The sequence below is a fragment of the Dyadobacter sp. CY347 genome, assembly GCF_021502655.1.
In the GTDB taxonomy this organism is placed as follows: domain Bacteria; phylum Bacteroidota; class Bacteroidia; order Cytophagales; family Spirosomataceae; genus Dyadobacter.
The window spans coordinates 927,415-952,147 of record NZ_JAKFFT010000002.1 but is presented as its reverse complement, the minus strand read 5'-3'; the positions used below and the strand labels follow the sequence as shown (position 1 = coordinate 952,147).

Annotated in this window: 21 protein-coding genes and 1 tRNA gene; 8 read left to right on the top strand and 14 right to left on the bottom strand. The window is 45.1% G+C overall.

Annotated elements, in window-relative coordinates; translation table 11 throughout:
- The 8 genes from L0659_RS04740 to L0659_RS04705 form a co-directional block, all read right to left on the bottom strand.
- Window positions 1–2,379 (bottom strand): hypothetical protein, encoded by a 2,379-nt coding sequence (locus tag L0659_RS04740; RefSeq protein ID WP_235124525.1) that lies wholly within the window; start codon window positions 2,377–2,379, stop codon window positions 1–3.
- Window positions 2,376–4,187 carry a hypothetical protein gene (locus L0659_RS04735; protein ID WP_235124524.1) on the bottom strand — a complete coding sequence of 604 codons (1,812 nt, stop codon included), beginning with the start codon at window positions 4,185–4,187 and terminating at the stop codon, window positions 2,376–2,378. The genes L0659_RS04740 and L0659_RS04735 overlap by 4 nt, the downstream gene beginning before the upstream one ends.
- A complete protein-coding gene (locus L0659_RS04730) occupies window positions 4,187–4,441 on the bottom strand; it encodes a hypothetical protein (protein WP_235124523.1) in 255 nt (84 codons plus the stop codon). The genes L0659_RS04735 and L0659_RS04730 overlap by 1 nt, the downstream gene beginning before the upstream one ends.
- A gap of 1 nt (window position 4,442) precedes the next feature.
- Window positions 4,443–8,939 (bottom strand): tape measure protein, encoded by a 4,497-nt coding sequence (locus L0659_RS04725; protein ID WP_235124522.1) that lies wholly within the window; start codon window positions 8,937–8,939, stop codon window positions 4,443–4,445.
- A gap of 88 nt (window positions 8,940–9,027) precedes the next feature.
- Window positions 9,028–9,741: a hypothetical protein gene (locus tag L0659_RS04720; RefSeq protein ID WP_235124521.1), complete on the bottom strand. Its 714-nt coding sequence runs from the start codon at window positions 9,739–9,741 to the stop codon at window positions 9,028–9,030.
- A 118-nt stretch (window positions 9,742–9,859) separates the two neighbouring features.
- Window positions 9,860–10,390, bottom strand: a complete 531-nt coding sequence (locus tag L0659_RS04715; protein ID WP_235124520.1) for a hypothetical protein — start codon at window positions 10,388–10,390, stop codon at window positions 9,860–9,862.
- A gap of 266 nt (window positions 10,391–10,656) precedes the next feature.
- A complete protein-coding gene (locus L0659_RS04710) occupies window positions 10,657–11,139 on the bottom strand; it encodes a hypothetical protein (RefSeq protein WP_235124519.1) in 483 nt (160 codons plus the stop codon).
- Window positions 11,140–11,342: 203 nt separating this feature from the next.
- Window positions 11,343–12,350, bottom strand: a complete 1,008-nt coding sequence (locus L0659_RS04705) for a hypothetical protein (protein ID WP_235124518.1) — start codon at window positions 12,348–12,350, stop codon at window positions 11,343–11,345.
- A gap of 42 nt (window positions 12,351–12,392) precedes the next feature.
- Here L0659_RS04705 and L0659_RS04700 point away from each other — a divergent pair, with 42 nt between their 5' ends.
- Window positions 12,393–12,710, top strand: a complete 318-nt coding sequence (locus L0659_RS04700) for a hypothetical protein (protein WP_235124517.1) — start codon at window positions 12,393–12,395, stop codon at window positions 12,708–12,710.
- Between the two features lie 3 nt (window positions 12,711–12,713).
- Here the strand turns inward: L0659_RS04700 and L0659_RS04695 are convergent, their stop codons facing one another.
- The gene (locus tag L0659_RS04695) at window positions 12,714–14,072 is read right to left on the bottom strand and encodes a PBSX family phage terminase large subunit (RefSeq protein WP_235124516.1); all 1,359 of its coding nucleotides are present in this window, start codon (window positions 14,070–14,072) and stop codon (window positions 12,714–12,716) included.
- Window positions 14,056–14,523 carry a DNA-packaging protein gene (locus L0659_RS04690; RefSeq protein WP_235124514.1) on the bottom strand — a complete coding sequence of 156 codons (468 nt, stop codon included), beginning with the start codon at window positions 14,521–14,523 and terminating at the stop codon, window positions 14,056–14,058. Before L0659_RS04690 ends, L0659_RS04695 begins: the two co-directional genes overlap by 17 nt.
- Window positions 14,524–14,970: 447 nt before the next feature.
- Here L0659_RS04690 and L0659_RS04685 point away from each other — a divergent pair, with 447 nt between their 5' ends.
- Window positions 14,971–15,396: a response regulator gene (locus L0659_RS04685; protein WP_235124512.1), complete on the top strand. Its 426-nt coding sequence runs from the start codon at window positions 14,971–14,973 to the stop codon at window positions 15,394–15,396.
- 16 nt (window positions 15,397–15,412) lie between these two features.
- Here L0659_RS04685 and L0659_RS04680 read toward each other — a convergent pair whose 3' ends face one another.
- From L0659_RS04680 to tilS, 4 genes are all read right to left on the bottom strand, one after another.
- Window positions 15,413–15,688, bottom strand: coding sequence for a helix-turn-helix transcriptional regulator (locus L0659_RS04680; RefSeq protein WP_235124510.1), 276 nt, complete (start codon window positions 15,686–15,688; stop codon window positions 15,413–15,415).
- 18 nt (window positions 15,689–15,706) lie between these two features.
- Window positions 15,707–16,855: a site-specific integrase gene (locus tag L0659_RS04675; RefSeq protein WP_235124509.1), complete on the bottom strand. Its 1,149-nt coding sequence runs from the start codon at window positions 16,853–16,855 to the stop codon at window positions 15,707–15,709.
- 186 nt (window positions 16,856–17,041) lie between these two features.
- A tRNA-Ser gene (locus L0659_RS04670) sits at window positions 17,042–17,126 on the bottom strand.
- A gap of 92 nt (window positions 17,127–17,218) precedes the next feature.
- Entirely contained in the window at window positions 17,219–18,562 is a 1,344-nt protein-coding gene (gene tilS / locus L0659_RS04665; protein ID WP_235124508.1) for a tRNA lysidine(34) synthetase TilS, read from the bottom strand.
- Between the two features lie 182 nt (window positions 18,563–18,744).
- On the opposite strand from tilS, the gene L0659_RS04660 reads away from it, so the two are divergent.
- The 6 genes from L0659_RS04660 to L0659_RS04635 all read left to right on the top strand — a co-directional run bounded on the left by L0659_RS04660 (window position 18,745) and on the right by L0659_RS04635 (window position 24,694).
- A complete protein-coding gene (locus L0659_RS04660; RefSeq protein WP_235124507.1) occupies window positions 18,745–20,283 on the top strand; it encodes an OstA-like protein in 1,539 nt (512 codons plus the stop codon).
- A 181-nt stretch (window positions 20,284–20,464) separates the two neighbouring features.
- The gene (locus tag L0659_RS04655; protein ID WP_235124506.1) at window positions 20,465–21,079 is read left to right on the top strand and encodes a T9SS type A sorting domain-containing protein; all 615 of its coding nucleotides are present in this window, start codon (window positions 20,465–20,467) and stop codon (window positions 21,077–21,079) included.
- Between the two features lie 75 nt (window positions 21,080–21,154).
- On the top strand, window positions 21,155–22,078 hold the full coding sequence (locus L0659_RS04650; RefSeq protein ID WP_235124505.1) for an outer membrane protein assembly factor BamD: 924 nt from the start codon (window positions 21,155–21,157) through the stop codon (window positions 22,076–22,078).
- A 40-nt stretch (window positions 22,079–22,118) separates the two neighbouring features.
- Window positions 22,119–22,430, top strand: coding sequence for a DNA-directed RNA polymerase subunit omega (locus tag L0659_RS04645; protein WP_026632203.1), 312 nt, complete (start codon window positions 22,119–22,121; stop codon window positions 22,428–22,430).
- Between the two features lie 141 nt (window positions 22,431–22,571).
- On the top strand, window positions 22,572–23,780 hold the full coding sequence (coaBC, locus tag L0659_RS04640; protein ID WP_235124504.1) for a bifunctional phosphopantothenoylcysteine decarboxylase/phosphopantothenate--cysteine ligase CoaBC: 1,209 nt from the start codon (window positions 22,572–22,574) through the stop codon (window positions 23,778–23,780).
- Window positions 23,777–24,694, top strand: coding sequence for a DUF4835 family protein (locus tag L0659_RS04635; RefSeq protein WP_235124503.1), 918 nt, complete (start codon window positions 23,777–23,779; stop codon window positions 24,692–24,694). The genes coaBC and L0659_RS04635 overlap by 4 nt, the downstream gene beginning before the upstream one ends.
- Window positions 24,695–24,733 lie beyond the last annotated feature (39 nt).

Genomic DNA, 24,733 nt, shown 5'->3' with positions numbered 1-24,733 from the left:
TTAGATCGGATAATCGTAGTTGAAATCGTCAGAAAACTCTCCAAAAGCTGGCTTTTCGACACTCTGGCAATCGTAGGCAATTGTTAAATCGACTGCTCGTTCACAAGCGTAAGTGATTGCGGCGATATTCGAACATGCACTCGTTAAACCCACTTGAATAATCCATTCATCACCAGTTTCAAATTTTAAAAAGTCTGATAGTCTGATGCGCTGGCCTTTCGGAAGAAATGCGGTTAGATAGTGAGATCCGGCATGATAAATGGTCAGGTTTACGTTATCAAAAGTTTCAGCAAAAAGCTGATATGAGGCAGTATTGAGAAGCTGCCAATCCTCTATTTCTCTTACAATTTCAGAACTGCGCAACCACAGCTGCAAACGACCCTTGACCCCCTCGCCAATAACTTTGCAGAATCCACCGTAAGAGCCTGACTGATAATAATTTGACCTGTACCGTGAAAAGTTGTTTTTCTCTTTGCCGAGTTCAGTTATCTCGCAAGTTGCCTGACGTAGATCCTCTCCGCTAATGAGCATATTCTCAGTGTATTCACCGGCATTGTAATAAACTTTGTTTCCAATACGCAGGTGCTCATGCTTCAAAAAGCTCGCAAGCGTTACATGCATCGGTAGATGACCAGCTGTTGTAACAAGCTTGCTGACGTACTCCATTTTGGTAGTAGTTCGTCTGTAACCTCCCATGAACTTTACGACCCGCTCTTCTTCGGTCTGTTGCTTTGGTGGATTGATGTAAACCGGAAGGCGTAAACGTTGAGTTAAGCCGTTCTCGTAATATTCAAATCCAAACGCATCACCATAGTCCGCAACTTCGATGATTTCTCCGACTGCCTTGTCCTTCACTTGGATATGATTCCCCAGGGCAATCAGTTCAGGATTTTCTGATCGCTCATCGATGATCCCAAGTTGATATGTTCCAGACTGAATGTCACACTTAAATTCCGCTTCAAACACCAGCTGAGATGACCTGGCCAGTTTAGGCCCTTCCGAGATCGTTACATCTGCAACGTTGTTTTCATTGTATAGGAATCCCTTAATAGCATAAGCGTTAGGCGTTGCCCCCGTTTCGGTTTCAACGGTAAAGCTCACAGAATCAAAGCCGAAGTGTGCGGCAATATCAAGAGATGTGTCATTGTCATCGGCAGTGTATTGTTTATCGCCATAGTAGAAGATGTTCCCGGCCCTGACATCTGAGCCGACAATAATCCTCCAACGGCGTACAGCATATGAATTGATATGCTGATATCCAGATAGGTTAATTGACGGAGAATTCTTGTTTTCGATCACCTGAATTCCAGCCAGAAAGCTGACCTGCGGTATCACACCCGCCGCCACGGTGTAAAAGCCTCCAACGTCCGTGTTAAAAAAATCTTCAATGTCATCAGTCGAGTCACCAACCTGAACGGTATAGCTTTTTGTCGTTTTGCCGGTTGCTGAAACTTGCACAACATTCCCCGGCTGTGGTGTACCGTTCACGCGTATGTGATAGTTGTCATTCCCTGAAAGCACGTCGTCAAAAACCGCCTGAACTGTGAGCTTATTTGTATTCGAGATGGTCCGGCTTCCTGCTTCTGCATACGCCTCGACAGGATGATCTTCGGAAACTTTGTATCGAGAGCCTGAGATGAGCTGCTTCAAAACTTTATCAGGAGTATCACCAGCAACAGCGACATAAGTGATATTATCGAGAGTGAACTGGTTTCCCTCTAAGATGCTAGCACCGATTTTCACTAAATAACTATCCTGCGCCGGATAGTTAAAAACTCCCTGATCGATCCGGTCTATGACAGGATTGTTTGTGTTGGACATTGAAGTGCTACCCAGGCCAACGGTCAAGCCTTCGTCGGCCAGCCGGAAAACGCCTTGCTTTTCCCAGATCCGGACGCGCATCTTACTTCCTTCGACATCGCAAAGTACCTTTGTGTAAGGGAATGACTCGTAGAATTCTTTGAGTGCCTGCATGTAATCAACCTTATTGGTTTGCTGACCTTTAAAGGTTCCGATTACAATTTGCCCGTTAGCGCGCTGTAAAGCGAACTGTTTCCAGTTGTCAGCAGATTGCAATGAACCAACCCAAATACTCAGATCAACGTACTTCTCTGATTCTTGGGTACGAACAATGCCAATTTTGTGACGAACCGCATTGATTTCCGGGGCATCTCCGCAATTTGGGACGTAAGTGGGTTTTACCAGGACCAGTGCAAGGTTTCGGACGTCTGTACCTTGTGCAATGGATTTGGGAGCAAGCCAGCGCCATACATCCCCCTTTTGAGCTTGAAGAGCGTCATGAGATGCTTTTGCTGCATAGTAACTTTTATCAGTGCCGTCCGCTTTCTCAAAGCAGATTACATGTTCATATATGTTCATTGTAGCTCGATTGCTTTGATAGATGCTTTGCCGGTGGAAAATCTATAACTGTCTTCGATGATCAGCGCGGCCTTTGCAGCTCCGTCGTGATCAAAGTATTCAACCACTTCACCCATTTGGGAATATTGCCGCATGGTCATGCCTGTTTCGATGATCACGCTACGGTCTGAGAAGATTTGAACCGAGTCTGGCGCAACATCCGCACTCTCAGAAATACCATCAATACGCGCGGTGATATTACCTGTTCCAGAAGTGAAGGTGGCCGTCCCATTTACGGCGAGCATGTTCATCCACCTGTTAAGAATGTTACGCGGCGAAAGCCCTCCATTGATAGCGCTTTCCGGGCTGATAACATTTTCAACAGATCCGGTCCGGGCAATGTAAATGGATCCTATCTTGTCAGCCTCGATCACAAAGAGCTTTTCGTCCTGGCTGGTGTCGGCTTTCTCTGAATTGGGATTGCGCCGGAGCACTTCCATCGTTTTACCGGAAGCGGATATGCTGCTGGCAAGAATAGATAGTGAGGCTTTCATTTTTAGCTGCCTAGTTTGATAAGTGCGCTGTGTGCAAAATTCATCACGACCAGCCGCGGTGCCTGACTGCCAGTTATTGTAACCTACATTGTAGGATGAGTAATAATATGGTGATCCTGAATGTTCTAGCGTTTCAAAATCCGTGATTCGAGATCGTCCAACCTTGCCGATCATGTCTGCCTTGCTTTCTATGTAGAGCACATTGCCACGCTTCCAGCAGGCCAGGTTATCCAACACGTTGATGTCATCGAAAAAAGATTTGAACGATATCTGGATCTTCGAACGGTAGCCGCGCACGTTCATTTCACTTGTCAAAGTACGCGATGCGCCCAGGCCTTTCGAGAGATAAGTACTCAATAGCGTCACGGACCCCGCTGTAAGCTTTTCAAGCAAACCTTCAATGGCCTGTTTGAAAGTCAATCCCCAGATCAATGATGAATCAGAATCTGAGTTTTCAAAGATGGTAAGGAAGCTATCAGCATTGTATGTCACATTTAGCCCGTTATTGCCAGACACGACCAGACGCAAATAGGCACCTTGCGGAATCTCAATTCGCTCAGAAATAAAGGAAGTCTGTTGAAATCCAGATGTTGAAAGAATCGAGATTATGCGGCTATCTTTCAGCACTCCGTCCTGAGTGACTTCTGCAATTAGCCGAAAGTTGCCACCTCCACTCCAAACACCGATCACCTTACCTTCCAGGTTTAGAATTGCTTTCCGATCTGTACTATTTCGGTAGATTGGCTCAACAGCCCCCAATGTGGATGCAGACAATCCATTCCCTTCACCGGATTTCGAAGTCGCAAAAGGAACTGAATGAGTTGATCCATCTATCCGGGCGGGCCGCGACAATCCTTCACCAATCGCATACTCAATGCCCGCCGATATTGTTTGCTGTGGAAGCCTGATCTGAACCGTCGGCTCAATGGCTACGACCATCGATGACAGCGAATCAAGCTCAGTATCTTCGTCTCGAAAGCTGACATTAAAATACCGCCCGTTGTCTTTCCAGATACCGAAATCAATTTCGGCGCTGTAAATCACTTCGCCGCCTTCCCTTACTTCGAAGATAGCCGAAGCGTTCACGCCATACTTTTTCCAAAGCGATTGCAGAATGTACCGCGCCTCGCCATCAAAGCCTACTTCTCCAACGCCCATCACCTTTGCGGTGCGATGGCGCCAAATACCAAAGTAACCCGGATGCCTGACCCGTGTCCAGTATACGCCTGACCAACCGGCCGGCTCGTTTATCTGTGTGCCATTGAGATAAAACATCAGTCAGCCAGTTTATAATATTCGGTCGTACGCCTGCGGTAATTCTTCAACTCACTTTGCAGCTTTCGAGCATTGTGATTGATGTTGATCCGGGTTTGAGCGGTTTCGCTTTCCTTATTAATCAGCATCGTCAGACAGGTGATGATCTTGTCAAGCTCGACAATGTCGAACACGGCGACGGGCGTGACGGTCTTGATCTTACGTTCTTTCTTTGCGGATTTGCTGGCAGGCTTCTTCGGCGTGATAGAGGACATATTATTGTTTAAAAAGTGTGTCGTAGTAAGTGGCTTTGTGACTTTCCCACTGCTCAGAGATGCTCACTGCGTTGCCGTCAATGTTAACCTGGATCAGGGATTTACTGGCAAAGGTTTTGTTCAGCTCATCGAGCTTCCGTTCAACCCGATCCATGGAAACCACATTCTGATTGTTCAGTGCAAAGTCTGGAAGAATCATTTGAGGTATTTCAGGAACCGCGGTATTCGGTAATCGATCCATCAGATTTGCATATTGAAGATAGCCATGTACCAGCTCTTCGTTTCCAATTTTCGGCCCAAGAAACTGATTTAGATAGCTTTGAACGATCCTTTCACCTTTGTGAAGGTTAGCAGGAATTGTGTCAATGCCATCAGCATTTCCTCTGAGCTGCACGTAAGGGTCACCATGGAAAAGGGGGCGAGTGCTTGGCCCCGTTGGGTTTCCTGTTCCAGTTCCGTGCTCCCCGTTACCGCCAGGGGTTTCACCTGGCCGGTCTGTTCTCGGACGTGTGCTTCGAGGAATGCTCGGTGCATGAACGGTAGTCGGTCCTATCAATGCCGTCCAGGGGTTTTGCATCTGCTCCACTTCGATAGCTTGATTCATGGCGGTGGCGTGTCCCTTTGCATCTCCTTTCCCGAGTGCTACTTTTGCCGCCATTTTGAGCTCCTGAATAGCGTATTGCTTCATCGCTTCCCACTTATCGCTTTCAATTCTGATCTGCTGCTGAGCGACATTGTTGGCGACAACGATCGTCGCATTTGCCATATCAACCTGAGCGTCGTAAAGAGCGTTTTTTAAGCCATCCAAAACATCTTGCAGATTACCTTGAAGCTCGGCAACCTTATCAACTTCCTGTGCTTTTACTTCCTCATTCGCCTTTCCGATCTCCTTCGTTTTGTCACCCATTGCCTCCTGGTAATCCTTGTGAGTATCGGCAATCAATTTATTGAAGGCATTCGTGATTCTTGCAACCTCATCTGCGATCTGCTCTTTCGTGAGTGCGCTGTCTTTATTGGCCTGAACCTCTTCGATGAGAAGCTGTTTTTGCTTTTCCAGCGTTGCGACGGCGCGAGCCTCACCGGCTTGAACCATTTGCTGACGAAAGACATCATCCTCTTTTAATCTGTTCTGATTCGCTGTGTAAAACGCCTGAGCTTCTTCCGTCAGTTTTGCGTACTTGGCTTGTTCGGCTTCGATCTCTTTATTGATCTTGTCCATTTTATCGTCGTAATAGTCCTGAGTAGCTTTTTTCTGAGCTACAAGAAGATCATCGAGCAACGCGATTTCATGATCATACTGAGCGAGTTTGTTTTCCATCTCCTGACGCTGCAACTCCTTCTCATCTTCGGCCAAACGCTTTTTAGTAGTGAAAATACCCGTGACAGCACTCACAACAGCCCCGAGCCACTTGCCTTCGGAAAGTAACTTTGTGAAGTTGTTCATATCCTGATCGACGGCCTTCATATTTTCAAGAACCTGATTCATCGACGTTGCTGCCATATCGAAACCGTTCTTTGAATCCATTAAAGCCCTCTGACGCTCCGCGTATTGATCCCAGACGCCCGTCATTGCTTCAAGGGAAAGCTTGGAATTTTGAATCTGGTAGTCAAAGCTTTTCTTATTGGCTTCCATCGCGTAGGTGTACAACTTGTCAACCGCCGCGACAGCGTTTTCAATGTGAATGCCGTAGGTGTCTGTACCCTGACCAGACATCTTGCCAATAAAGTCCATGGCTATTTGCATGTACATTTGAGCCTGAGCGATACGCTTTGCCATGATCTCAGCTTCGATCTGGTAATTCTCCTGCTCTTCCTTCGTCATTTTGTTTTTCAAAACCGAAATCTGCAATAGCACATCTTGATATTCCTTTTGCTTCAACACAGAGCCGGAAATAGCAGTCGCATGAGATTCAAGCTGAGTCTTTTGCTCGCCCCAGGCGGCAAGCTGAGCGTCGCTTTCTTTTTTAATCGCTTCCAAAGCAACGATTTCGCGATCCTGCCAGAACTTCGCTTCGTTCTTGGCAACCTCGGCTCTATAAAACTTATTCATTTCGAGCTGCTGCTCGTAGTTTTGAGCTTCTTGATCCTTTACTTTATCAGCAAGAGCGATAACCTCTTCGTTGTATTTTTTGATATCAAAGGACTCGGCTTCACGTAATGCTCTAAGTTTGATGTTCTTTGTTTTATGAGCTTCAATAGTGGCTTCAAACCATTTCGTAGCGGCCATCATCTCCTTTTCAGCCCATTCAAGAGCCAAGGCGCCACGTTTATTGGCATATTCTCTTTCAATGGAAAGTATTCGATCTTGTGCCTGTTCTTTATCGGTGACCGTTCGCTTGGTTTGCTCAATAGCAAGTGCTTCCTGTTTGTTCAGCAAGGTCATTCTAACTGCAAATGTTTGCTCCATCGACTTCAACTCTCGGACATCATTTTCGAGCGAAAGTTCGAGTGTAGCTTTTTTGGCCTTTTTCTTCTTGTCCTCACCTTCTTCAACTTTTTTAACCACCTTATCGACAGATTCTTTGTTGAGAGCTTCGGCTTTTTTATTGAATTCATCGAGCGAAATCTCATGATTGCGGAGCTGACGGCGAAGTTCTGTAAGCTTCTGGTTTTGCTCGGATGAATCAATCTTCACCCGAATACCGGATTGCTCATTGGCATTCTTGGTGATTTCGGACTGCACCTTCTTGGTTTCAAACTCCAATAATTTAGCGTTTGCAATCATCTGGGCAGTTGCACCACCATCCGACATGTTACCAGCTCCCAGGTTTACGCCTGTCATACTGCTTTGCACACTGGACTGAATGATCCCCATGCGGCGATTCAATTCAGCAATGAACTTACTATCATCAGCAAACTTTAACGAGATTTCACCATTTTCTTCACGCAGCTTCTTGATGATATTGTACCGCTGCGTTTCAAGATCGATCTGTTTTTCAAGCAGAACATTGTTCTTCGCGTCGAGAATGGCCAGCTGAATTTTTTCACGGTACTGAGCATTCACACGCTTCAATACGGTTTCGAGCTGGGCATTTCCAATGGCTTCCGCGTTTAGGTTTTTGAACAGTTCCGGATATTTAGCGATCAGGTCCTCGGTAGCTTTCTTACGCTCAGCAGTTCCGATCGTCAGCCCTTTGACACGCTCGATACTGTTGGTGATCTCTTGATTCGTTTTTCTGAGCGCTTCGGCCTCAATGCTCTGAGCTTCGGCAACTTCGATGGTAGACGCCTTGAAGGCATAGAACACGCTGATCAGGGATGTTACGGCCGTAAGCACGAACCCGAACGGGTTGGACATGAAAGCCACTTTCAATCCATTCAATGCGCCGGAAAGACTGACGGTCACACCTGAAAGGCCGACCGTCGCCACGGTGGATGCTTCAATCGTAGCTAGGCCAGCGAGCGAGGTCACATTATTTGCCCGTTTCGCAGCTTCGACAGAAATGACGGCCGTACGGTAGCTGATCCAAACGGCAAGTGCCGCCTTTAATGCGGTCAGTGTCCGGGTAATGGCATTCTCACTGCCAATAGTTGCCTGAATAAATTCGCCGGTAGTCTTTATACCCTGACGTAATCCATTCTCAAAGTAATCACCGATCTTGGCTTTGGCCTGGGTGTACAAATCACCGAGGTTGGCAACCTTACCGCCGAGCTGTTCAGCTTGTGCAGCCATCTGCCCGTAATAAATACCACCTTTCTGTGTTGCCGTGATCAGCGCTTTCTCAACATCCTCAAAAACAAGCTTGTGCTCAGAGGCCAGCTTCCGGATCTCTTCAACCGGCTTTTGCATGGACTTGGCGAGCAGATCATAAAGCGGAACACCATTATCAGTGAACTGCTTGATCTCTTGCGCCATGAGCACATGCTTGCTCTGCACATCGGTCAAAGCCTTTGCAATCAGCGGAAGCTTTTGCGTGCCGACAATAGCCGCAATATCACCGAGCATATTTATATAGGGAATGAGCTTTTCAGTCTCGACTCCCATGCCCTGCAATTTCTTGGTAACCTCTTGAAGCTGCTCGATTTCAAAAGGAGACTTCAAAGCGATCGCGATCAGCTTCGCATTCAGCTCTTCGGCTTTCAGTCTGGAACCAAGCATTTGTTCCATGGAGGCGACAAAGCCATCTTGTGCAGATTTGGCCGCGATCACCTCCATCACGTATGCTTTCAATTGGCCAACAGCCCATGCACCGGCAGCAAGATTGACAATCCCGGATAATTGTTTTGAAAGCAGATCGTATTCCTTCCGAAGAGTGCCGATCATGTCGGCTTGCTGCTTGCCGCCTGCTACACCGGCAGTATTTGCCTTGGATTGAGCATTGGCCATCTGCTCGATCTGCTCTCTTTGCCGTTGAATGGCCAGAGCAGTCGAAGTGGTATTCTGCTGAGTAAGTTCGTTTTGAGTTTGTTGAAGTTGAATCAGCCTTTCAAGCTGCTTATTGACGTCGGGAATGTTTGAGGTTGCCTCAATTATCCACCTTGTTCGTTTGTCTGCCATTCCGCGTTAGAATGATTGCGTTCTGGCCGTTGGCGATTCTTTTCATTTTGCTCAATTATTTTCTTGTTTTTCTGATCGTGATAAGACATCAGTTTGTGGAACTCGTATGCAGGGAGTCTAAGGAATCGTTCACACTGGCCCATGTTTCCGTCTGTGAGTTCAAGGAGACGCGTAGTCCGTTGCTTATCTTTGAAAACTCGCCACTGCTGGATTGGAAGATCTGGTTCTGTAATATTTCCGACAGATTTAGATCCCTGATAGCATTCTGCAAAGAGTTGTCTAAGGACCTGGGCAAAGCGTTCCAAACGTTCTTTGCCCATCTCTGAAAAAAACCGGTAAGCTCTGGCCGGGTTTGAAAGTCCAGAACCTTCTTTCTGTTCCTGATTGGATCATTGATCTCTGGATCCTCATCTTCTGCAAGAAACCAGATCGCTGATATCTCCCAGATGCGTTCGACAGATGCGCCCATATTGATGCGCTGCTGTGTAGTCTGAGCGCGGAACCTAGCTTGTGTGATCAGGTTGAGACATTCTTTCGGTTCGGTATTTACAACCATGAGAGCCTCGGCAAGTGTTTCCTCAATAAAAGTCATTGCGGTTTGCAGGTCCTCTTTCCTTGCGACAAATCGGTTATATTCATCCAGAAAGTCAGAGAAAGCGTAAAGCCGGGACTGCGTGAGCTTCTCACCACTGTTTGAAAAAACATAATATTTGACGCTGTTGACTTCCATGTGGGAATTGTCAGGCATTAATGCTGGATCGACGTAACCGCGTTCGAGGGCGAATGAAAGTTGTGGGTGCATAGCTTATTGTACCGTTAAATAGGAAATATGTGACCGATCGGCAATTAAACGTAACTTTTGAGCACGATTTACTCAACGGTAGGGCGGGGCATATCTTTCGGGATTGCCCTTTCCCGTTTCAGTCCAAATCCGTTAAGCCTTCCAGAATCATGAGATCCTCACGATTCAAGGTCGGCAGTGTGTATGAATAGGAAATACGGAATGCGTTGTATTCAGGATTGTGACCGAACTTCTCCTGATTGACTCCCCAATAGGATGAAAGGATCCGTTCTGTGTTGTTGTCAAAATCGGTGGCTGAAATATTGTTAGATTCTAGCTGTTCGAACACAGACATGGCCAGCATCCCGGCAGTCTTGGGAAACCCTACACCAAGCCAGCTGCATTCAACCGTGTAAACCGGAACATTGATGCCAAATTCAATTTTCTGTTTTCGGATCCTATCAACCAGGTGACACATTTGTAAATCGTACTGATCCTCACGGACAATGAAGGATCTGTCCTGATCATGCATGTACCGGACAGAATCAGCAGTACTCCAAACCAATTTGCCCAGGCCGTTCAGTTGATGGCGCCAAACTGACTCACCGCATCGCATGGGAAGAATATCAGTAAATGCCTGATTTATAGTATGAAAATAATTGTTGATCATCTCGATAATATTTATTTTCTTTCAAAAACTAAACATCGCATTTGCAATGATTGACTACTGGATAATAAGTGTAAATAAGAAGTCGCTCCTCTATGGGCAGTTTGTGTACTCTTCGGAAACGGCTCCTACAAGTGAGTATTTACTGAATCTTTTAAGGCCAAACTTTCCAAGTAATGACCCTGAAAATTTTAGCCTTCAATTCCATTCTTTGAGTGATTCGCCATTCAGTAGTGAACGAGATAATATTTTAAACACTAAACCGCGACTCAAAGACGATCAATCAATCTCTCCACCCGCGACATGGCGTCTTCCATAATATCATCTTCCTCCTGTTCGGAAGGGACGAAAATCTCCGCTCCGTAATATTCTTCAAGGTATCCAGCCTTCTCATCAGATTCATCTGACATAAAACCAACACCGACCGCTGTCTTTGATCGCTCAGTCAGATTGTAATCGAGCAGCATCTTACCGGTCATGTTCAGATCAACCTGGGAAGTTTGGCGCCCTGCCTCTTTCCGGATGCCTGCATATCTCTTTGAATATGCACCGGACCGGCTGGCTGACTTTGTGTCAAGTGTACCGCCGAGCGCGTCCTTGCCTTCTCGCTTGATACGGTGTATAACCACGACCACCACATCGGCCCCGGCTCTGAGCAGCTCCCTTTCGAGATCTTCCTCGATCAGCTGACAAATGTTTTGAAGGGAGACTGCGACTCCCAGCACTTCGCTGCTGTCTGATTTCGTGATCATGGATTGTCAGATCGGTTATCAATTGTTGTATATCAATCTCTGTCGGTTCTTCCAATCTCCTAATCTCCTCGACAAGGTCGAACACATCCAATCTGAGATTGACAGGCGAATAATGAAAATCATTGTGGCCTGGATAATACATTGAAAATGTAGCGGGGTCGATCGCAAATGCAAAAGCAATGTGACCGATATCTTCGATATCTCTAAACATAGTCGCCAACGAAATAGCCTTGCTGATCATCCGGCCGTGATATCAGTGCGAGCTTCTCCTGTTCAACCTGGCCGTAGATCTGACGGCATGCTCCGGCCATTTCCTTTTTCAAGTCAGCCTTCAAATCTTCCAGGTTCTGCTTTTCAGCATCACGGTTTACCATTGTCCACCGACTGGCCCGTTTCGATTTCAATCCGCGATCAATGATACCGATTGCACACATAATAGCGTAAGTCCTGCGAAGCCGGTCAGCAAACTGAGCGATCACCTGATCAATGGAAAGCCTGATCTCGTATTCAAGGGCGACATAGCAATCATCCATGTCGTTCAGATTTGATAGGATTGGAGCATCAGGGCTTGTGAGATTGTACAGGTAAGCGCCAGCGTAGCTGCAATGGTTTGACCAATGGAACGAAAGCAGCTCGATATTCTCATCCACCACCACACCAACGAAAATGGATTTGTTACCTGTCTTGCTGCAATCGATGGACATGTTCACCGGCAGGCAATCCATATCAGGACCAACCTCGACGGCGATATCCGCACCGATCTGCACACCTTTGTCAATGTCGAACGCCTTCACAACCGCATTGACGGGAAAGGAACCGATCATGTAATTGATGTACAGGTTGCGTATGAACAGCAATTGATACCGGCTCTTAGGCATAGTGATCATTACACCAATGATCCGCTCCTCCATAAAGAATATCGATTCAGGATCGTTGATCAAGTCCGGCAATTCGGAGCTTTCTACCACTTCGCGGAAGTTGGCACGCTTTGCCATTTCAGAAAGCAGGTCAGATTTCAGACAGTCATAGGCCTCATCTTTTACTTCCTTCCAAATGGTAGCCAGGCCAGTCGGATCATCAGCTGACCTTTCTTCCGATTCGGCAATGGATTCGATCAGCTCAGCATTGACGTTAGGCATGCGGTTGACATACATCCGGTTTGGTCCAGAGTCCACTGGTGCAAGGCCTACGAGTAAATTAAGTGCGTTCATTTCCTTATGTGCTTAAATTTTAAATCTGCCCTTGCCTCAATTATGAATAGAAAAAAATGGTGGCTGCTTTCATTAGGCCTGTTCATTAGTTTTTTGGTTTACTTTCACACGATTCATCCAACCGCCGCTGACCCCGAGTTGGACCCTCTTCTCAGTTCCGCGATAGACTTTCTTGCAAACGTGCTGACCATAATAATCATGGCGGCAGGAGCAACATTGGTCTTTTCTATTGTCCCGAAGCGTGGACACTCTTTCAAACAGAAATTTTTAAAGGCTTTCCCCGTGGCTCTTTCGGTGATTCTTATCCTGGTATTCCTTTCGTACATCTATGAGGATTTAGTGGCAGGTAAAATTGGATGATGTTCAGTAGGCATTGTTCTTAGCGTTATTGTCGTCAACCTGGAATTCCTTGGGAACCGCGATGTTCTTCTTCACGTCAAGCCAGATGTCAAAACAGAACACCCAGACAAAGTATCTCAGTGTATCCAGTAAGTGGCCGACATCATTGTCATCACAGAACCTCTTATCCAAATCACCTTCTGCATCACAGGGAACGGAAACAATGTCAGCCCAAAGCTGCGTGCAGCTCTCATCAATGGCGAAGTTTGCACCCAGCTCCTTTGTAATGGCATTTGTAACAAACCGGCTTTTCTTTCTGCGCGGGTTACTGTTCAGCTTATTGTAGGTCAGAAACTCACAGCCATGCTTACTCAGATATCCGTACACAATCTTGAAAGCCTCCGCATTTCCTTTGGTCAAAGCGCTCTTGCTATTGCCAGAGCTGTCACCACTGAACGAGATCTCACGATCACCATAATCCTCGGCGATGATTCGGCAAATCGCTTCCAGGTCCGTATCTTCCGTCCCTCCCATCCTGATCTCACGAAGACACTGAACATGCCAGCCGTCCTCGTCTTCCCACTTCTGCCAGATCGAAACAGAGTTCTTTACGTTGAAGTCAAAGGATAGGATAATGCCCTCATCTTCGTTGTCAATGACTTTGGTTGCATTCAGATTGCGGCGTAAGTGCATCAGATACGGATTCTTAGCGCGGATAACACCCCATTCGCCCCAACGGTAAATGCGGTACTCATCCTCATCAATTTCCTTCAAAGCTTCGAGCTCAGCGTAATCATCAGCGGTTGCAAACCGGTTGTCATCGATTGTAAATACGTGATGTTCGGCCCGGCTTGCGTAATGCGGCGTGTCGAAAAGGATCTCTTTGATCCAATGATTTTCGCTGACCGGGTTAAAGATGAAAATGAACTGAATGCCGGTAACACCCCGGAAACGACGAACGAGCTCTTTGAAATCCTCGACTGTGAAAGCATCCGCTTCTTCCAGGATTACACGCTTGATGCCAACAATAGATTTAAGCTTATCCGGTTCATCAAGTCCGGACATCACAATCCGGTTTCCACCGATCCGGCAAACCATTTCCCTTTTGTCCCCTGAATAGTAGAAATCGAACAGGTGAAAGATGCCCAGCTGCTTAGAAACCATTTTAAGGTTTTCATAAACTGAATTCCTCAGTGTGGATCCGTGCTTTCGAAAAACGATTGCGTTTTCATTTCCCTTTAAAAGCCAAAGAACGAGATGCTGGTAATTGGACCAGCTTTTGGAAGAGTTACTACCTCCCCGTAAAATAACAAACCGTGCTACTGCTGCACATAAAACCCAGTAAGCCCGGTTAAAAAACCTTCGATCAATCTTCAGTTTCATTCGGTCCGTCTGTGTATTCGACTGTCACATCAGCATTGATAGACATATCTTTCTTATCGATCAGGCCAAGATCACGTGCAATGATGTTCGGGTTCAGAAAGCCCGATGCTGCACCAGTGAACTTCTGCTCGTAAATGGTTTCTTTAATGCGCGTGATGATGCGAGAAAAACCTTGCTGATCGTCCTTTAACCGATCTTCAAACTGACGGAAGTATTGGGTGTTACAATCCAGATACCGACAAAGCCCCTGCATTGTGAAAGGTCTCATCTTTGGTATGTGAACCTGATCAGCATCCTTACCACGGAAATCAACCTCTATAAGCGGATTCTCTTCACACCATTCAAAGTATTCACATGCGGCTTCCCACATCATTTCAGGTGACTCAAACAAAGTATCTCTGCCGTGCTCACTGCGAAGCGTCCAAAAGCTATTTCCATTCGGTGCGCTCATTTCGATTCAAACAGTCTACAAGTGTGTGTATTCTTGACAAAAAAATGTCCGATGCCACATTTGCTGCGGTGCATCGGAGGTAAATTATCTTTTGCGGGAAGCTGTACGGATTCTATGTGCAGACAGTTCTGACAAATTGAAGCTGATTGATTAACACGATAATCCTGATCAGCCTGCACCTCCTTGAAATTAAAGGCCATGGTGAAGTGAGTGTATAGAGTTGGGTGATATTAAGCGAGCCGGCTTCCTGGTTGATCATCTCCATTTCACCGGCTCTTTTCCGAGTTGTTCCCTGCGTGTGCGCTATTTGACTCAAAGATATTTGATTCAGTTGGATTGATAAAATTATATTTAAAATATTTAAATATACTTAGGACTACTAAGCAGTTTAATAGGGGTATATTGTCTTGATCTGCAAAAATTCCGGATTGTCAAACGACTGATATTATGAACAGGGACGGAGTAATAGTGATAATCGAAGACGATGAAGATGATCAGTTTTTGTTAGAGGAGGTTTTTAAAGAGCTTAATTATCCAAATAAGCGTGTTTATTTCCAAGATGGACAAGCAGCATTAGACTATCTGCATTTACCAACTACCGTTCCTTTTCTCGTGCTTTCAGATATAAACATGCCCTTTTTAAATGGATTTGAACTTAGAGAAAAGCTTAAAACTGACGCGGACATAAATCTGAAATGCATTCCCTATCTTTTCTTCTCAACTGGTATAAGCCAGAAAATGGTAATTGATGCTTACAGCATATCTGCCCAAGGATTCTTCGTAAAGCCTTCATCGCACAAGGATCTATCCGAAACTGTGAGGACGATCATTGAATATTGGAAACGATGTGCGTCGCCCAATAACTATGGGTGATGTGCAATAGCTGATATCAGTTAAAGAGCGTTATGATCTTTTCTCCAAACGGAGTGAGGGAGTAAAAGACATAATATGATTCGCGGCGGGTTTTCATTATTCCTGCTTCTTCCATTTCTTTCAGATACATGGTGATCAGGTTCGCTTTGATACCGGTTAGTCGTGTTAGTTCATCAGCGCTCGATTCTTTGAGCTTGTGAATCTGCGTGGCTATTAATAATTTTTTCGGGTTTGAATATACGGAGGCTATGATCCGGACTTTGTCTTCGTCAGTAAGGATAGGTTTATTCATAACGTTGAGTAAAATCAATTAAGCCACTTCAATTTTGTCTTTCCATTCGGATATAATCCGTTTTTGAGAAACAGCTCCGTATTTCTTCACAAACCTGGTGGATGTGTGACCGAGCATGGCGGCGACAGACTCATCACTCATGCCGTAATCGTTGATACACATGTTCGTGAAGGTCTTTCTTGCGATCTTGTTGGTCAGGTGCTTTTCGGTCCCGATTCTCTCAGCAATGATTTTCAGGTATTCGTTTGACTTCTGACCTGATAGTTTTGGCAGGTTTGACATCCCTCCGTATTTGGCGATGATCTTCGCCGACTCACTGTGTAGGGGGATGCTTGCCTGCACTTTGGTTTTAGTCCGTCCAATCCGGATCCATTGCACGTGCTTCACACTCGACAGGTGATCATCCGTCAGCTTTTGATAGTCTGCGATGTGCATACCCTGGTAACACATGAAAAGAAATGAGTCCACTACCTTTTGAAGGGTTTCGCTCCATGTGTAGGTTTTCAATCTTTCGATCTCTTCTTCATTAAGGCAAGTCAAATCAACTTCATTAATCCATGTGAATGAAATACCGGCAAATGGGTTATGGTCCGAATATCCCTTCTTCACTGCAAATCTGAACAGGCTGATACAATTGGCAACCGTCTTATTTACATAATCATGGTTGTAGCCCCGATCTTTGAGGTATTGCCAGAATCCTGAAACGTGCCTGCGCTCGATATCTTCAACCAGCATATTTTCTTTCAGGTATCCAAGCAGGTAAAGGTGGCACTTCTTATGGATCTGTATTGTAGAAGCGGACCGGTTCTGAGATCGCAGGTCGTCAATCTTTTTTTGGCAAAGGGTAAGGAAGTTGCAGGACACCTCCCGCTTTCCGTGGTAAATATCGACGACCTCCTTTGCTGTAAGCCTTCGGCCTCTTGCAAGATTGGTATCACGGATCGTTTCCAGATCATTCCGGATCTGATCAAGCTTTTTATTTTGAGAATGGACATGGTCCGAGCTTCCTTTTATCCGCTGGAACTTCGAGTCCCATTTGGAAGGAGCTACCATGATGGAGGTTGAGAATGGTGTGGATGGAATTCCACTCACACGAATGTGACAGTCAAGCGGGCACTGTCCCAATTTGTTAAGCCTGGCTTTCCGAAGAATAAACCGTACGCGCATTCTAGTGCTTTTTTTTTAAGTACTCCATAACGAATTGAATTGGGTTGTCAGAAATTTACCTACCACATTTCTATGGTATGGAAAACGGTATACAATTCAACTGCCAGTTACATTAATCAAAATCTGCTTATACGCTCAAAAAGAAAGCCCGCTGGTGGGCGGGCTGGCTGTATTTTGTGTGTTCTGCAGAGAGAGAGGGATTCGAACCCCCGGACCTGTAACAGTCAACGGTTTTCAAGACCGTCGCAATCGACCACTCTGCCATCTCTCTAAATCATTTCGCCGTATGCGAAACGTGGTGCAAATGTAAAAACAAAAACTTTATGCGCAATAGATATGTCAAAAAATATCTGGATCGTGATCCTATTCGTGTGTACTCAGGAATGCTTGTAAAATTTGTTGCGTACTTTCTGTGATCCGGTAACGCTCGTCCAGCCTCACCCCTACCACCCAAATAATCTCGTCATTTCCATTGACAAGAATCTGCGTTTGTTGCTTTGCAAAATGATCCATTTTGAGGTCGGTAAAAAGGTCGCTGAGTTTTTTGCGCCGACCATTCATGCCCAGTGGTTGGAAGGCGTCACCCAACCGCCATCTCCTGAGTTGCAGCGGAAACACGAGTTTGTCGTAGTCTATCGATACCGAGTTTGGGCTGTTTACAAAGTTATTATCTGTGTTTGAGCTTTTCTTTGTTAGTGAAATGCATTGTCCGGCGAACTCCGCCGTCTGCTGATTGTCCTCAATTTGGATGTAATAGTCTACCTCATTTACAGTGCTTTTTCTAACTATCAAATCTTGCCGGTCTATTAATAAAGTGTGAGATGCGGATTGGAAAATTTTGCCCGAAATTCCATTCAAACCCTCAACAATCTTCCCTACCTGCGCATAGGCAAACCCATAATCCTGCAAAATGTGCCAAAGTCTGTACGCAGGCTCGCTTTCCGACATGAGCCCTGCCTTACTAATCCTAACCTGATCACCAGTCTTCACAACGATGCTTGCTGCCCACTCGTCCAACACTTCTTTCAGCAACCGGTCCGCGCTTGAAAGTTTTGCAGAAGATTGAATGAACGTTGACTCTAACGAGGGATTAAGCTGCTTCAAAACGGGCACAACCTGATGCCTGATCTGGTTTCTTTTGTAGTCATCGGAATCGTTCGAGCGGTCCTCCCGCCATGGCAGAGCATTTTCTGTTGCATAGCCAAGAATTTCCTCTTTGGTAGCAAGGAGCAATGGACGCAAAAGATGGTTGTTGATAGCCGATATGCCACTTAGACCGGATAGACCCGTGCCGCGTACAAGATTCAGTAGCGTGGTTTCAAGCGAATCGTTTGCGTGGTGGGCAGTAGCGATATATGTATAATGATGTGTAGTCCGGAGCTCTTCAAACCAGGCGTAACGGAGCTCGCGCGCAGCCATTTGCGTTGAGATGCCTTTTTTTTGGGTCAGTGACTTTACGTCAAAACGCTTGGTATAAAATGGAAAACCATATTTGTCGGAAAGCTGCTGAACAAACTGCTCGTCTCCCTCCGAATCTTCGCCTCTTAACCCAAAATTACAATGCGCAATACCGGCAGGAAAACCCGCTTTATGAAACAAATCGAGCATTACAACCGAATCCACTCCCCCACTCACGGTCAGCAGGCAAGGCTGCTTTTTGAGATCCAGCTTGTGTTGGTTAATAAAAGTTAAAAAAGCATCCAACATGAACCTAAGAAACGTAATTGATGTAGTTTTGGCGTATATAAGATCTGAAAAGTCTTTTACCGGGCTATTTAAATGGCGCTTATTTCAAAGGTAAAAGAAAGAATGGCAACATGAATAAAAAAAAATACATCGCGAACTGCAACCCTTTTAAACTTTTGCGCGTCATCAATATCAAAGGTAATATGTTTAGATTGACGTTCTTTGTCTTGATGTTTTTTTCACATTATCTGCTGGCGCAGAGAACTTTACCTAATTCCCAGCCCGCTCAGAGTGAAGATCTTGTTGAAATCATAAAGTCCGACGAGCTGGAAATTGTCAATGAAAACGGGGTCGACTCACGCCGTGTTACAAATGGCGTTTTCAAGCACAAGGGTGCGCTTTTGTATAGCAAACTGGCCATTCAGAATATAAATACGAATGTGATCGAAGCCTTTGGAAATGTAAAGATTGTACAGGGCGACACACTTACGGTTACCGGCGATACGCTTTATTATTACGGCAACACCAGACTCGCTATTGTGAGTGGTAAGAGGACGGTTTTGAAAGATAGTAAACGCACATTAACAACCCGAAAAATTGAATATGATATGGCCAATGGCATTGCCAATTACAAAACGCCAGGCCGGACGGTTGATGAGGAGAATGTGCTGACGAGTAAAGAGGGCTTTTATAATACACGCACGAAGGAATTTACGTACTATAGAAGTGTAAAACTGGTCAATAAAAAGTATGTGCTCACCACGGATACATTGCTTTACAACTCGATCACTAAGTGGTCGGATTTCAATGGTGCAACGAAAATCACTAATAAAGACGGGACGGTAAATGGAACAAGGGGACGGTATAATACGGAGTCGGCGGAGTCTTCATTTCAGAAGCGGACTATGGTTGACAATGAAACGTATACACTTACCGCTGACTCGCTGGAAGTAGATGGAAAAACAAATAATGGCCGTGGAAAAGGCAATGTAGTGATCGTTGCGAAAAAGGATAAAACGGTTCTGAACGGCGATGAAGGATATTATTGGAAAAAAGAAGGCTATTCCAAAATTTTCGGTCATGCTTATGTCAGGAATGTGGTGTCCGATGACACGCTTTACATCCGGGCTGATACATTATATTCATATGAAAATCAAAAGGATAGCACCCGAAAATTGGTCGGAAACAAAAACGTATTTATATATAAAAGTGATTTTCAGGGCAAGTGCGATTCGATCACTTATGACACTTCTGATTCGATCATACGATTTTTCCGGAAACCAATATTGTGGAGCGATCAGCATTATCAGATGGAGGCAGATTCAATCACCGCTTTCTTGGTCAATAATGAGATCAACCGGATGCTGCTGAAAGGCAAATCGTTTGTGATCACGGAGGACACATTGGTCAAGCAGTTTAACCAGGTTAAGGGCCGGACGATCAATGCTTTTTTTGAAAAGGGAAATCAATTGAAACAGGTCCTTGTGGATGGAAACGGGGAAAGCGCCTATTATGCCATCGATGATGAGCAAAAAAGCATAGGGCTAAACCGGGTTGAATGTGGAAGGATGAATCTGCTTTTTACCGACAACCGTGTACATAAAATCTCATTTGTGGGGAAACCGGACGGCAGGCTGATCCCTCCCTCACAGATTAAGGCACCGGAACGCCAGCTGGACGGGTTCAATTGGCGGATTTCTGAGAAACCGACGAAGAATAAGACGATTTGGAAAGAGTTGTAAAAAATATATCAGGACAGGCCTAATTTTATTTTGACAGGCATGGTTTTTTAGATCATCAAAATAAAGATGTCCATTCGCACAATATATTTTGAATATACAATTGTTTCTCTATATTTTTGTAATGTACTTTTTTGGTAAAATATTATAAAATATTAGTCATAAAGTATTCCAATTTGACGCTATGAAAAGAAATATACTTTACTTATTAATCTCACTAACGTTGGCCTTGCAGGGTTTAAACGCACAATCCGTCTCGAACGGGAGCCGTTTGAATATGGTCAACAAGAAAAAGCCGGCTACCAGTGAAAACATTAAATTTTCAGGTTTGGCAACAGGTTCAAGTTATAAATTATTGTCTTTGCAAAATCCAAAAGTGCTGAACAGCTTTTACCGCTCATTCCTGTTTTCTTCTCCGAATGCTTCCGAAAGCACAGGTGTCGCTACTGCCGAAATCGTTGAAAGATCTTCAAACAGAAGACAACCTGAAATGGAAGCGCAGCTGAAAGTGGAAGAGCAATTGTATGCCAACGATAAGATTTCAGTATCAAACATTTATCCCAATCCTGCCAGCGAGTACGCAGATCTTGACTATAACATCACTGCCAACATTCGCGATGCAAAATTGATTATCTACAACGTGCTTGGTTCTCAAATGGCTGAGCTGCCCCTAAACAGAAATGACAGAAAGCTGCGTGTGAACACGAAGGATATGCCAACAGGGCTTTATTTCTATCAATTGTCACTGGACGGTCAAAAAGTAGCCACCAAAAAAATGCTTGTACGTCATCAGCAATAGGCTAATTTTTAACACTATATCAGCTACGCATTCGTTATGAATGGTGTAGCTTTTTTTATTACCTTTGCACCTAATATGCGAAAAAACAGTCCAGCAAGCTATTTCTTGCTTTTTATTGCGGTCCTTGTAATTACTTCATGCAGTAAGTTCTCGAAGTTACAAAAGACTGGTACGGATCAGGAAAAGTATGATGCCGCGATGTCTTATTACAAAAAGGGGGATTTTTACCGTTCCGGCCTACTTTTTGAGGAACTCATTCCATTATTAAAAGGAAGTACGGAGTCTGAGTTAGCGCAGTTTTACTATGCGTATACCCAGTATCAGCAAGGGCAGTACAATACGAGCCAGTTTTTGTTCAAAAAGTTCTTTGATACATACGCACGAAGCGATTACGCACAGGAAGCGCTCTATATGCATGCTTTTTCGTTGTATAAAGATTCGTCGCCGTTCAATCTGGATCAGACCAGTACATTTACTGCGATTTCGGCGATGCAGGATTTTATCAACGCATATCCCGAAAGTCCGTTCCGCGAAGAATGTACACGTTATATATTGGAGCTGCGGGCAAAGCTTGAACGCAAAGCTTATGAAAGGGCCCGGTTGTATCACAAGATCAGCGATTTCAATGCAATGTCTATGAAATCGGCCGTGATATCGATCGAGAATTTCCGTAAAGATTTCCCTGACTCGAAATACAATGAAGAGCTTGCGTTTTTGAAAGTGGAATCGCAGTACAATCTGGCAACCAACAGTTTCAGTGCCAAGCAGAAAGAAAGATACCAGGATGTCTTGAAGTTTTATCAGGAGCTGATCGACAAATATCCGACAGGAAGATATAACCGCGATGCGGAAAGAATGTTTGACGAAAGTCAAAAACAGATCGATGTTATTGCAAAAGCCGAAGTAGAACGTCAGAAACAACTTGAAACGCAGCCAGATCCAGCTAACAAGCCGACGAAAGTAACAACGCCGGCCATTACAGAGCCGAAAGGACAGTAGTTTTATTTAGATTTTAATTTCAACTAATATCACCATAAGTATGGCAACCAATCCATCAATCATTACCCGGGATACCGACAAGATCGCAGACGTAACTGGTAACCTATACGAATCAGTATCTGTAATCTCTAAAAGAGCCCGTCAGATTTCCAGCAAAATGAAGGAAGAGCTTAATAATAAGCTTGCTGAGTTTGCTTCTGGCGTAGATAACCTGGAAGAAGTGTTTGAAAACAGGGAGCAAATTGAGATTTCCAAGTTTTACGAGCGCATGCCGAAAGCCGGAAGCATTTCAATAGATGAATTCATCGAAGGAAAAACTTACCACGCTTACCGCGACACAACAGAAGAATAATTTTCGATTTTATAAAAAGCCAGCCGCCAAAGTTCTTTTGCGGCTGGCTTTTCATTTATAGGCTTTAAATGTTACACTTATCTCTGTAACTTTATGCCTGACAGGAGTCCTTCCGAATTGACCACCCAAAGCGATTGAAGTTTGAATCTCAAAGGTAAAAAGATACTCGTAGCCGTTTCAGGCAGCATTGCTGCATATAAATCTGCTCTGCTTGTCAGGCTTTTGGTAAAGGCAGGGTCTGATGTTCAAGTGGTTATGACGGACTCGGCAAAGGAATTCATTACCCCGCTTACATTATCCGTTTTATCTAAAAAACCTGCGTTAAGCGCATTTTCCGACCAAAAGGACGGGACCTGGAATAACCATGTCGAGCTTGGCCTTTGGGCGGATGCGATGGTGGTTGCCCCGGCGACAGCGCGCACACTTGCAAAATGTGCGACCGGCAACTGCGATGATCTGTTGACGGCCGTTTATTTATCAGCACGTTGCCCTGTTTTCTTTGCCCCTGCAATGGACGTCGATATGTATCAGCATCCGTCAACAAAGCAGAACATTGATACGCTGATTCGCTTTGGCAATCACTTCATCGAGCCGGAACACGGTGAGCTGGCCAGTGGCTTGGTTGGGGATGGCCGCCTTGCCGAGCCGGAAACGATCATAAAGGTGCTAGGCAGCTCTTTTGCGAAAAAACCCATCACTTCCGGAAAGCGGGTGCTCATTACTGCTGGCCCGACAGTGGAGGCAATTGATCCGGTGCGTTACATTAGCAACCGCTCGTCGGGGAAAATGGGTTACGCAGTCGCGGAGGCGTTTGCGTCCGCAGGAGCGATGGTAACGCTTGTCAGCGGGCCTACGAGCCTGGCGACTACTGAGCCAACGGTGAAGCGCATCAATGTGCAGAGTGCAAATGAAATGTATGAAGCCACGGCCGCAAACTTTGAAGAAAGCGATGTGGTGATCTTCGCTGCTGCCGTTGCCGACTATACTGCAAAGGTTATTGCCGAACATAAGATCAAAAAACAAGGCCAGGAAATGACCCTTGATCTGGTAAAAACCCAGGACATTGCAGGAACGTTGGGGAAAACTAAGAAGCAAAACCAGCTGCTGATCGGTTTTGCGTTGGAGACAGAGAATGAAATGGAGTATGCGATGGATAAGTTATTGCGCAAAAACTTTGACTTCATCATTCTTAATTCACTGAATGATCCGGGTGCTGGCTTTGCACACGATACCAACAAAATAACCGTTATTGACAAAGGGAAAAATGTGAAACATTTTGATCTTAAAAATAAAGAAGAAGTGGCACAGGACATCCTGAACATTGTCCTAAATAAATGGAGTGAAGCATGAAAAATATATGGGTTTGGTTGCTTTTAATAGTCGCTTGCACGAATTCTGCCCAATCGCTCGCGCAGGAATTTCAGTTCTCTGTCAACCTTAATTACGAGCAGCTTGTAGCGCAGCAAAAGACTGATCCACAGTCTATGGCCCAGCTTCAAACTTATATGAATGATTTTTTGAACAATACGCGCTGGACCAACGACGAGTTTGGTAAAGAAGAAAAAATCAAATGTAAGCTCAATGTAAACCTGACCCGCTCACTGAATCAGGGCGCCTATGAGGGAAACGCACAATTGGTCGTTTCAAGACCTGTTTACAATTCAAACTACGAGACAGTTCTTTTTACTTATGTAGATAAGAACTTCACGTTCAGCTACTTGCCCAACACGCCCCTGTATTTTAATGAAAATAACTACACCGAAGAACTTCCGTACATTCTGGCCTTTTACGCCAATGTCGCTTTGATTTTTGATTACGACTCTTTCAGCAAACTGGGCGGGTCACCTTACGTGCAAAAGGCATTTAACCTTGTAAATCAGGCGCGTAACTCCTCCCCTAACAAGCGTGGTTGGGATTCCAATGGGGATTCACGCAACCGCTACTGGCTTGTTGAGAACCTGATGAGCCAGCAGTTTACGCCGTTCAGAGAAGGAATGTATAAATATTACCGGCTGGGACTTGATGTGGCAACTCAAAATCCTGCCGAAACACGCGCAAAAGTGCTTGAAGTGCTCAACACAGCGAAAGAAGTCAATCAGTTGCGCCCGGCAAGTGTGGTCATTAACTCATTCTTTGATTCAAAATCCGATGAGCTGTACAGGATCCTGATAGAGGCACAGCCCGAGGAACGCGCAAAAGCGTACACGCTTCTGGTCGGGCTGGATCCTACAAAAACGCAATTATATCAACGTCTTTCCTTATAAACCATCGCATTCCCCCGTCCAAATTGTTTTGAGTTTACT

What these genes read in the sequence shown, in the direction of transcription:
- L0659_RS04690 (WP_235124514.1), bottom strand. Translation starts at nt 14,523, where the DNA reads ATGAGCGCACCGAATGGAAATAGCTTTTGGACGCTTCGCAGTGAGCAC.
- L0659_RS04705 (WP_235124518.1), bottom strand. Translation starts at nt 12,350, where the DNA reads ATGAACGCACTTAATTTACTCGTAGGCCTTGCACCAGTGGACTCTGGA.
- L0659_RS04720 (WP_235124521.1), bottom strand. Translation starts at nt 9,741, where the DNA reads ATGCACCCACAACTTTCATTCGCCCTCGAACGCGGTTACGTCGATCCA.
- L0659_RS04710 (WP_235124519.1), bottom strand. Translation starts at nt 11,139, where the DNA reads ATGATCACGAAATCAGACAGCAGCGAAGTGCTGGGAGTCGCAGTCTCC.
- L0659_RS04650 (WP_235124505.1), top strand. Translation starts at nt 21,155, where the DNA reads ATGCGAAAAAACAGTCCAGCAAGCTATTTCTTGCTTTTTATTGCGGTC.
- L0659_RS04725 (WP_235124522.1), bottom strand. Translation starts at nt 8,939, where the DNA reads ATGGCAGACAAACGAACAAGGTGGATAATTGAGGCAACCTCAAACATT.
- L0659_RS04695 (WP_235124516.1), bottom strand. Translation starts at nt 14,072, where the DNA reads ATGAAACTGAAGATTGATCGAAGGTTTTTTAACCGGGCTTACTGGGTT.
- tilS (WP_235124508.1), bottom strand. Translation starts at nt 18,562, where the DNA reads ATGTTGGATGCTTTTTTAACTTTTATTAACCAACACAAGCTGGATCTC.
- L0659_RS04730 (WP_235124523.1), bottom strand. Translation starts at nt 4,441, where the DNA reads ATGTCCTCTATCACGCCGAAGAAGCCTGCCAGCAAATCCGCAAAGAAA.
- L0659_RS04635 (WP_235124503.1), top strand. Translation starts at nt 23,777, where the DNA reads ATGAAAAATATATGGGTTTGGTTGCTTTTAATAGTCGCTTGCACGAAT.
- L0659_RS04655 (WP_235124506.1), top strand. Translation starts at nt 20,465, where the DNA reads ATGAAAAGAAATATACTTTACTTATTAATCTCACTAACGTTGGCCTTG.
- L0659_RS04660 (WP_235124507.1), top strand. Translation starts at nt 18,745, where the DNA reads ATGTTTAGATTGACGTTCTTTGTCTTGATGTTTTTTTCACATTATCTG.
- L0659_RS04700 (WP_235124517.1), top strand. Translation starts at nt 12,393, where the DNA reads ATGAATAGAAAAAAATGGTGGCTGCTTTCATTAGGCCTGTTCATTAGT.
- L0659_RS04685 (WP_235124512.1), top strand. Translation starts at nt 14,971, where the DNA reads ATGAACAGGGACGGAGTAATAGTGATAATCGAAGACGATGAAGATGAT.
- L0659_RS04680 (WP_235124510.1), bottom strand. Translation starts at nt 15,688, where the DNA reads ATGAATAAACCTATCCTTACTGACGAAGACAAAGTCCGGATCATAGCC.
- L0659_RS04645 (WP_026632203.1), top strand. Translation starts at nt 22,119, where the DNA reads ATGGCAACCAATCCATCAATCATTACCCGGGATACCGACAAGATCGCA.
- L0659_RS04740 (WP_235124525.1), bottom strand. Translation starts at nt 2,379, where the DNA reads ATGAACATATATGAACATGTAATCTGCTTTGAGAAAGCGGACGGCACT.
- L0659_RS04715 (WP_235124520.1), bottom strand. Translation starts at nt 10,390, where the DNA reads ATGATCAACAATTATTTTCATACTATAAATCAGGCATTTACTGATATT.
- L0659_RS04735 (WP_235124524.1), bottom strand. Translation starts at nt 4,187, where the DNA reads ATGTTTTATCTCAATGGCACACAGATAAACGAGCCGGCCGGTTGGTCA.
- L0659_RS04675 (WP_235124509.1), bottom strand. Translation starts at nt 16,855, where the DNA reads ATGCGCGTACGGTTTATTCTTCGGAAAGCCAGGCTTAACAAATTGGGA.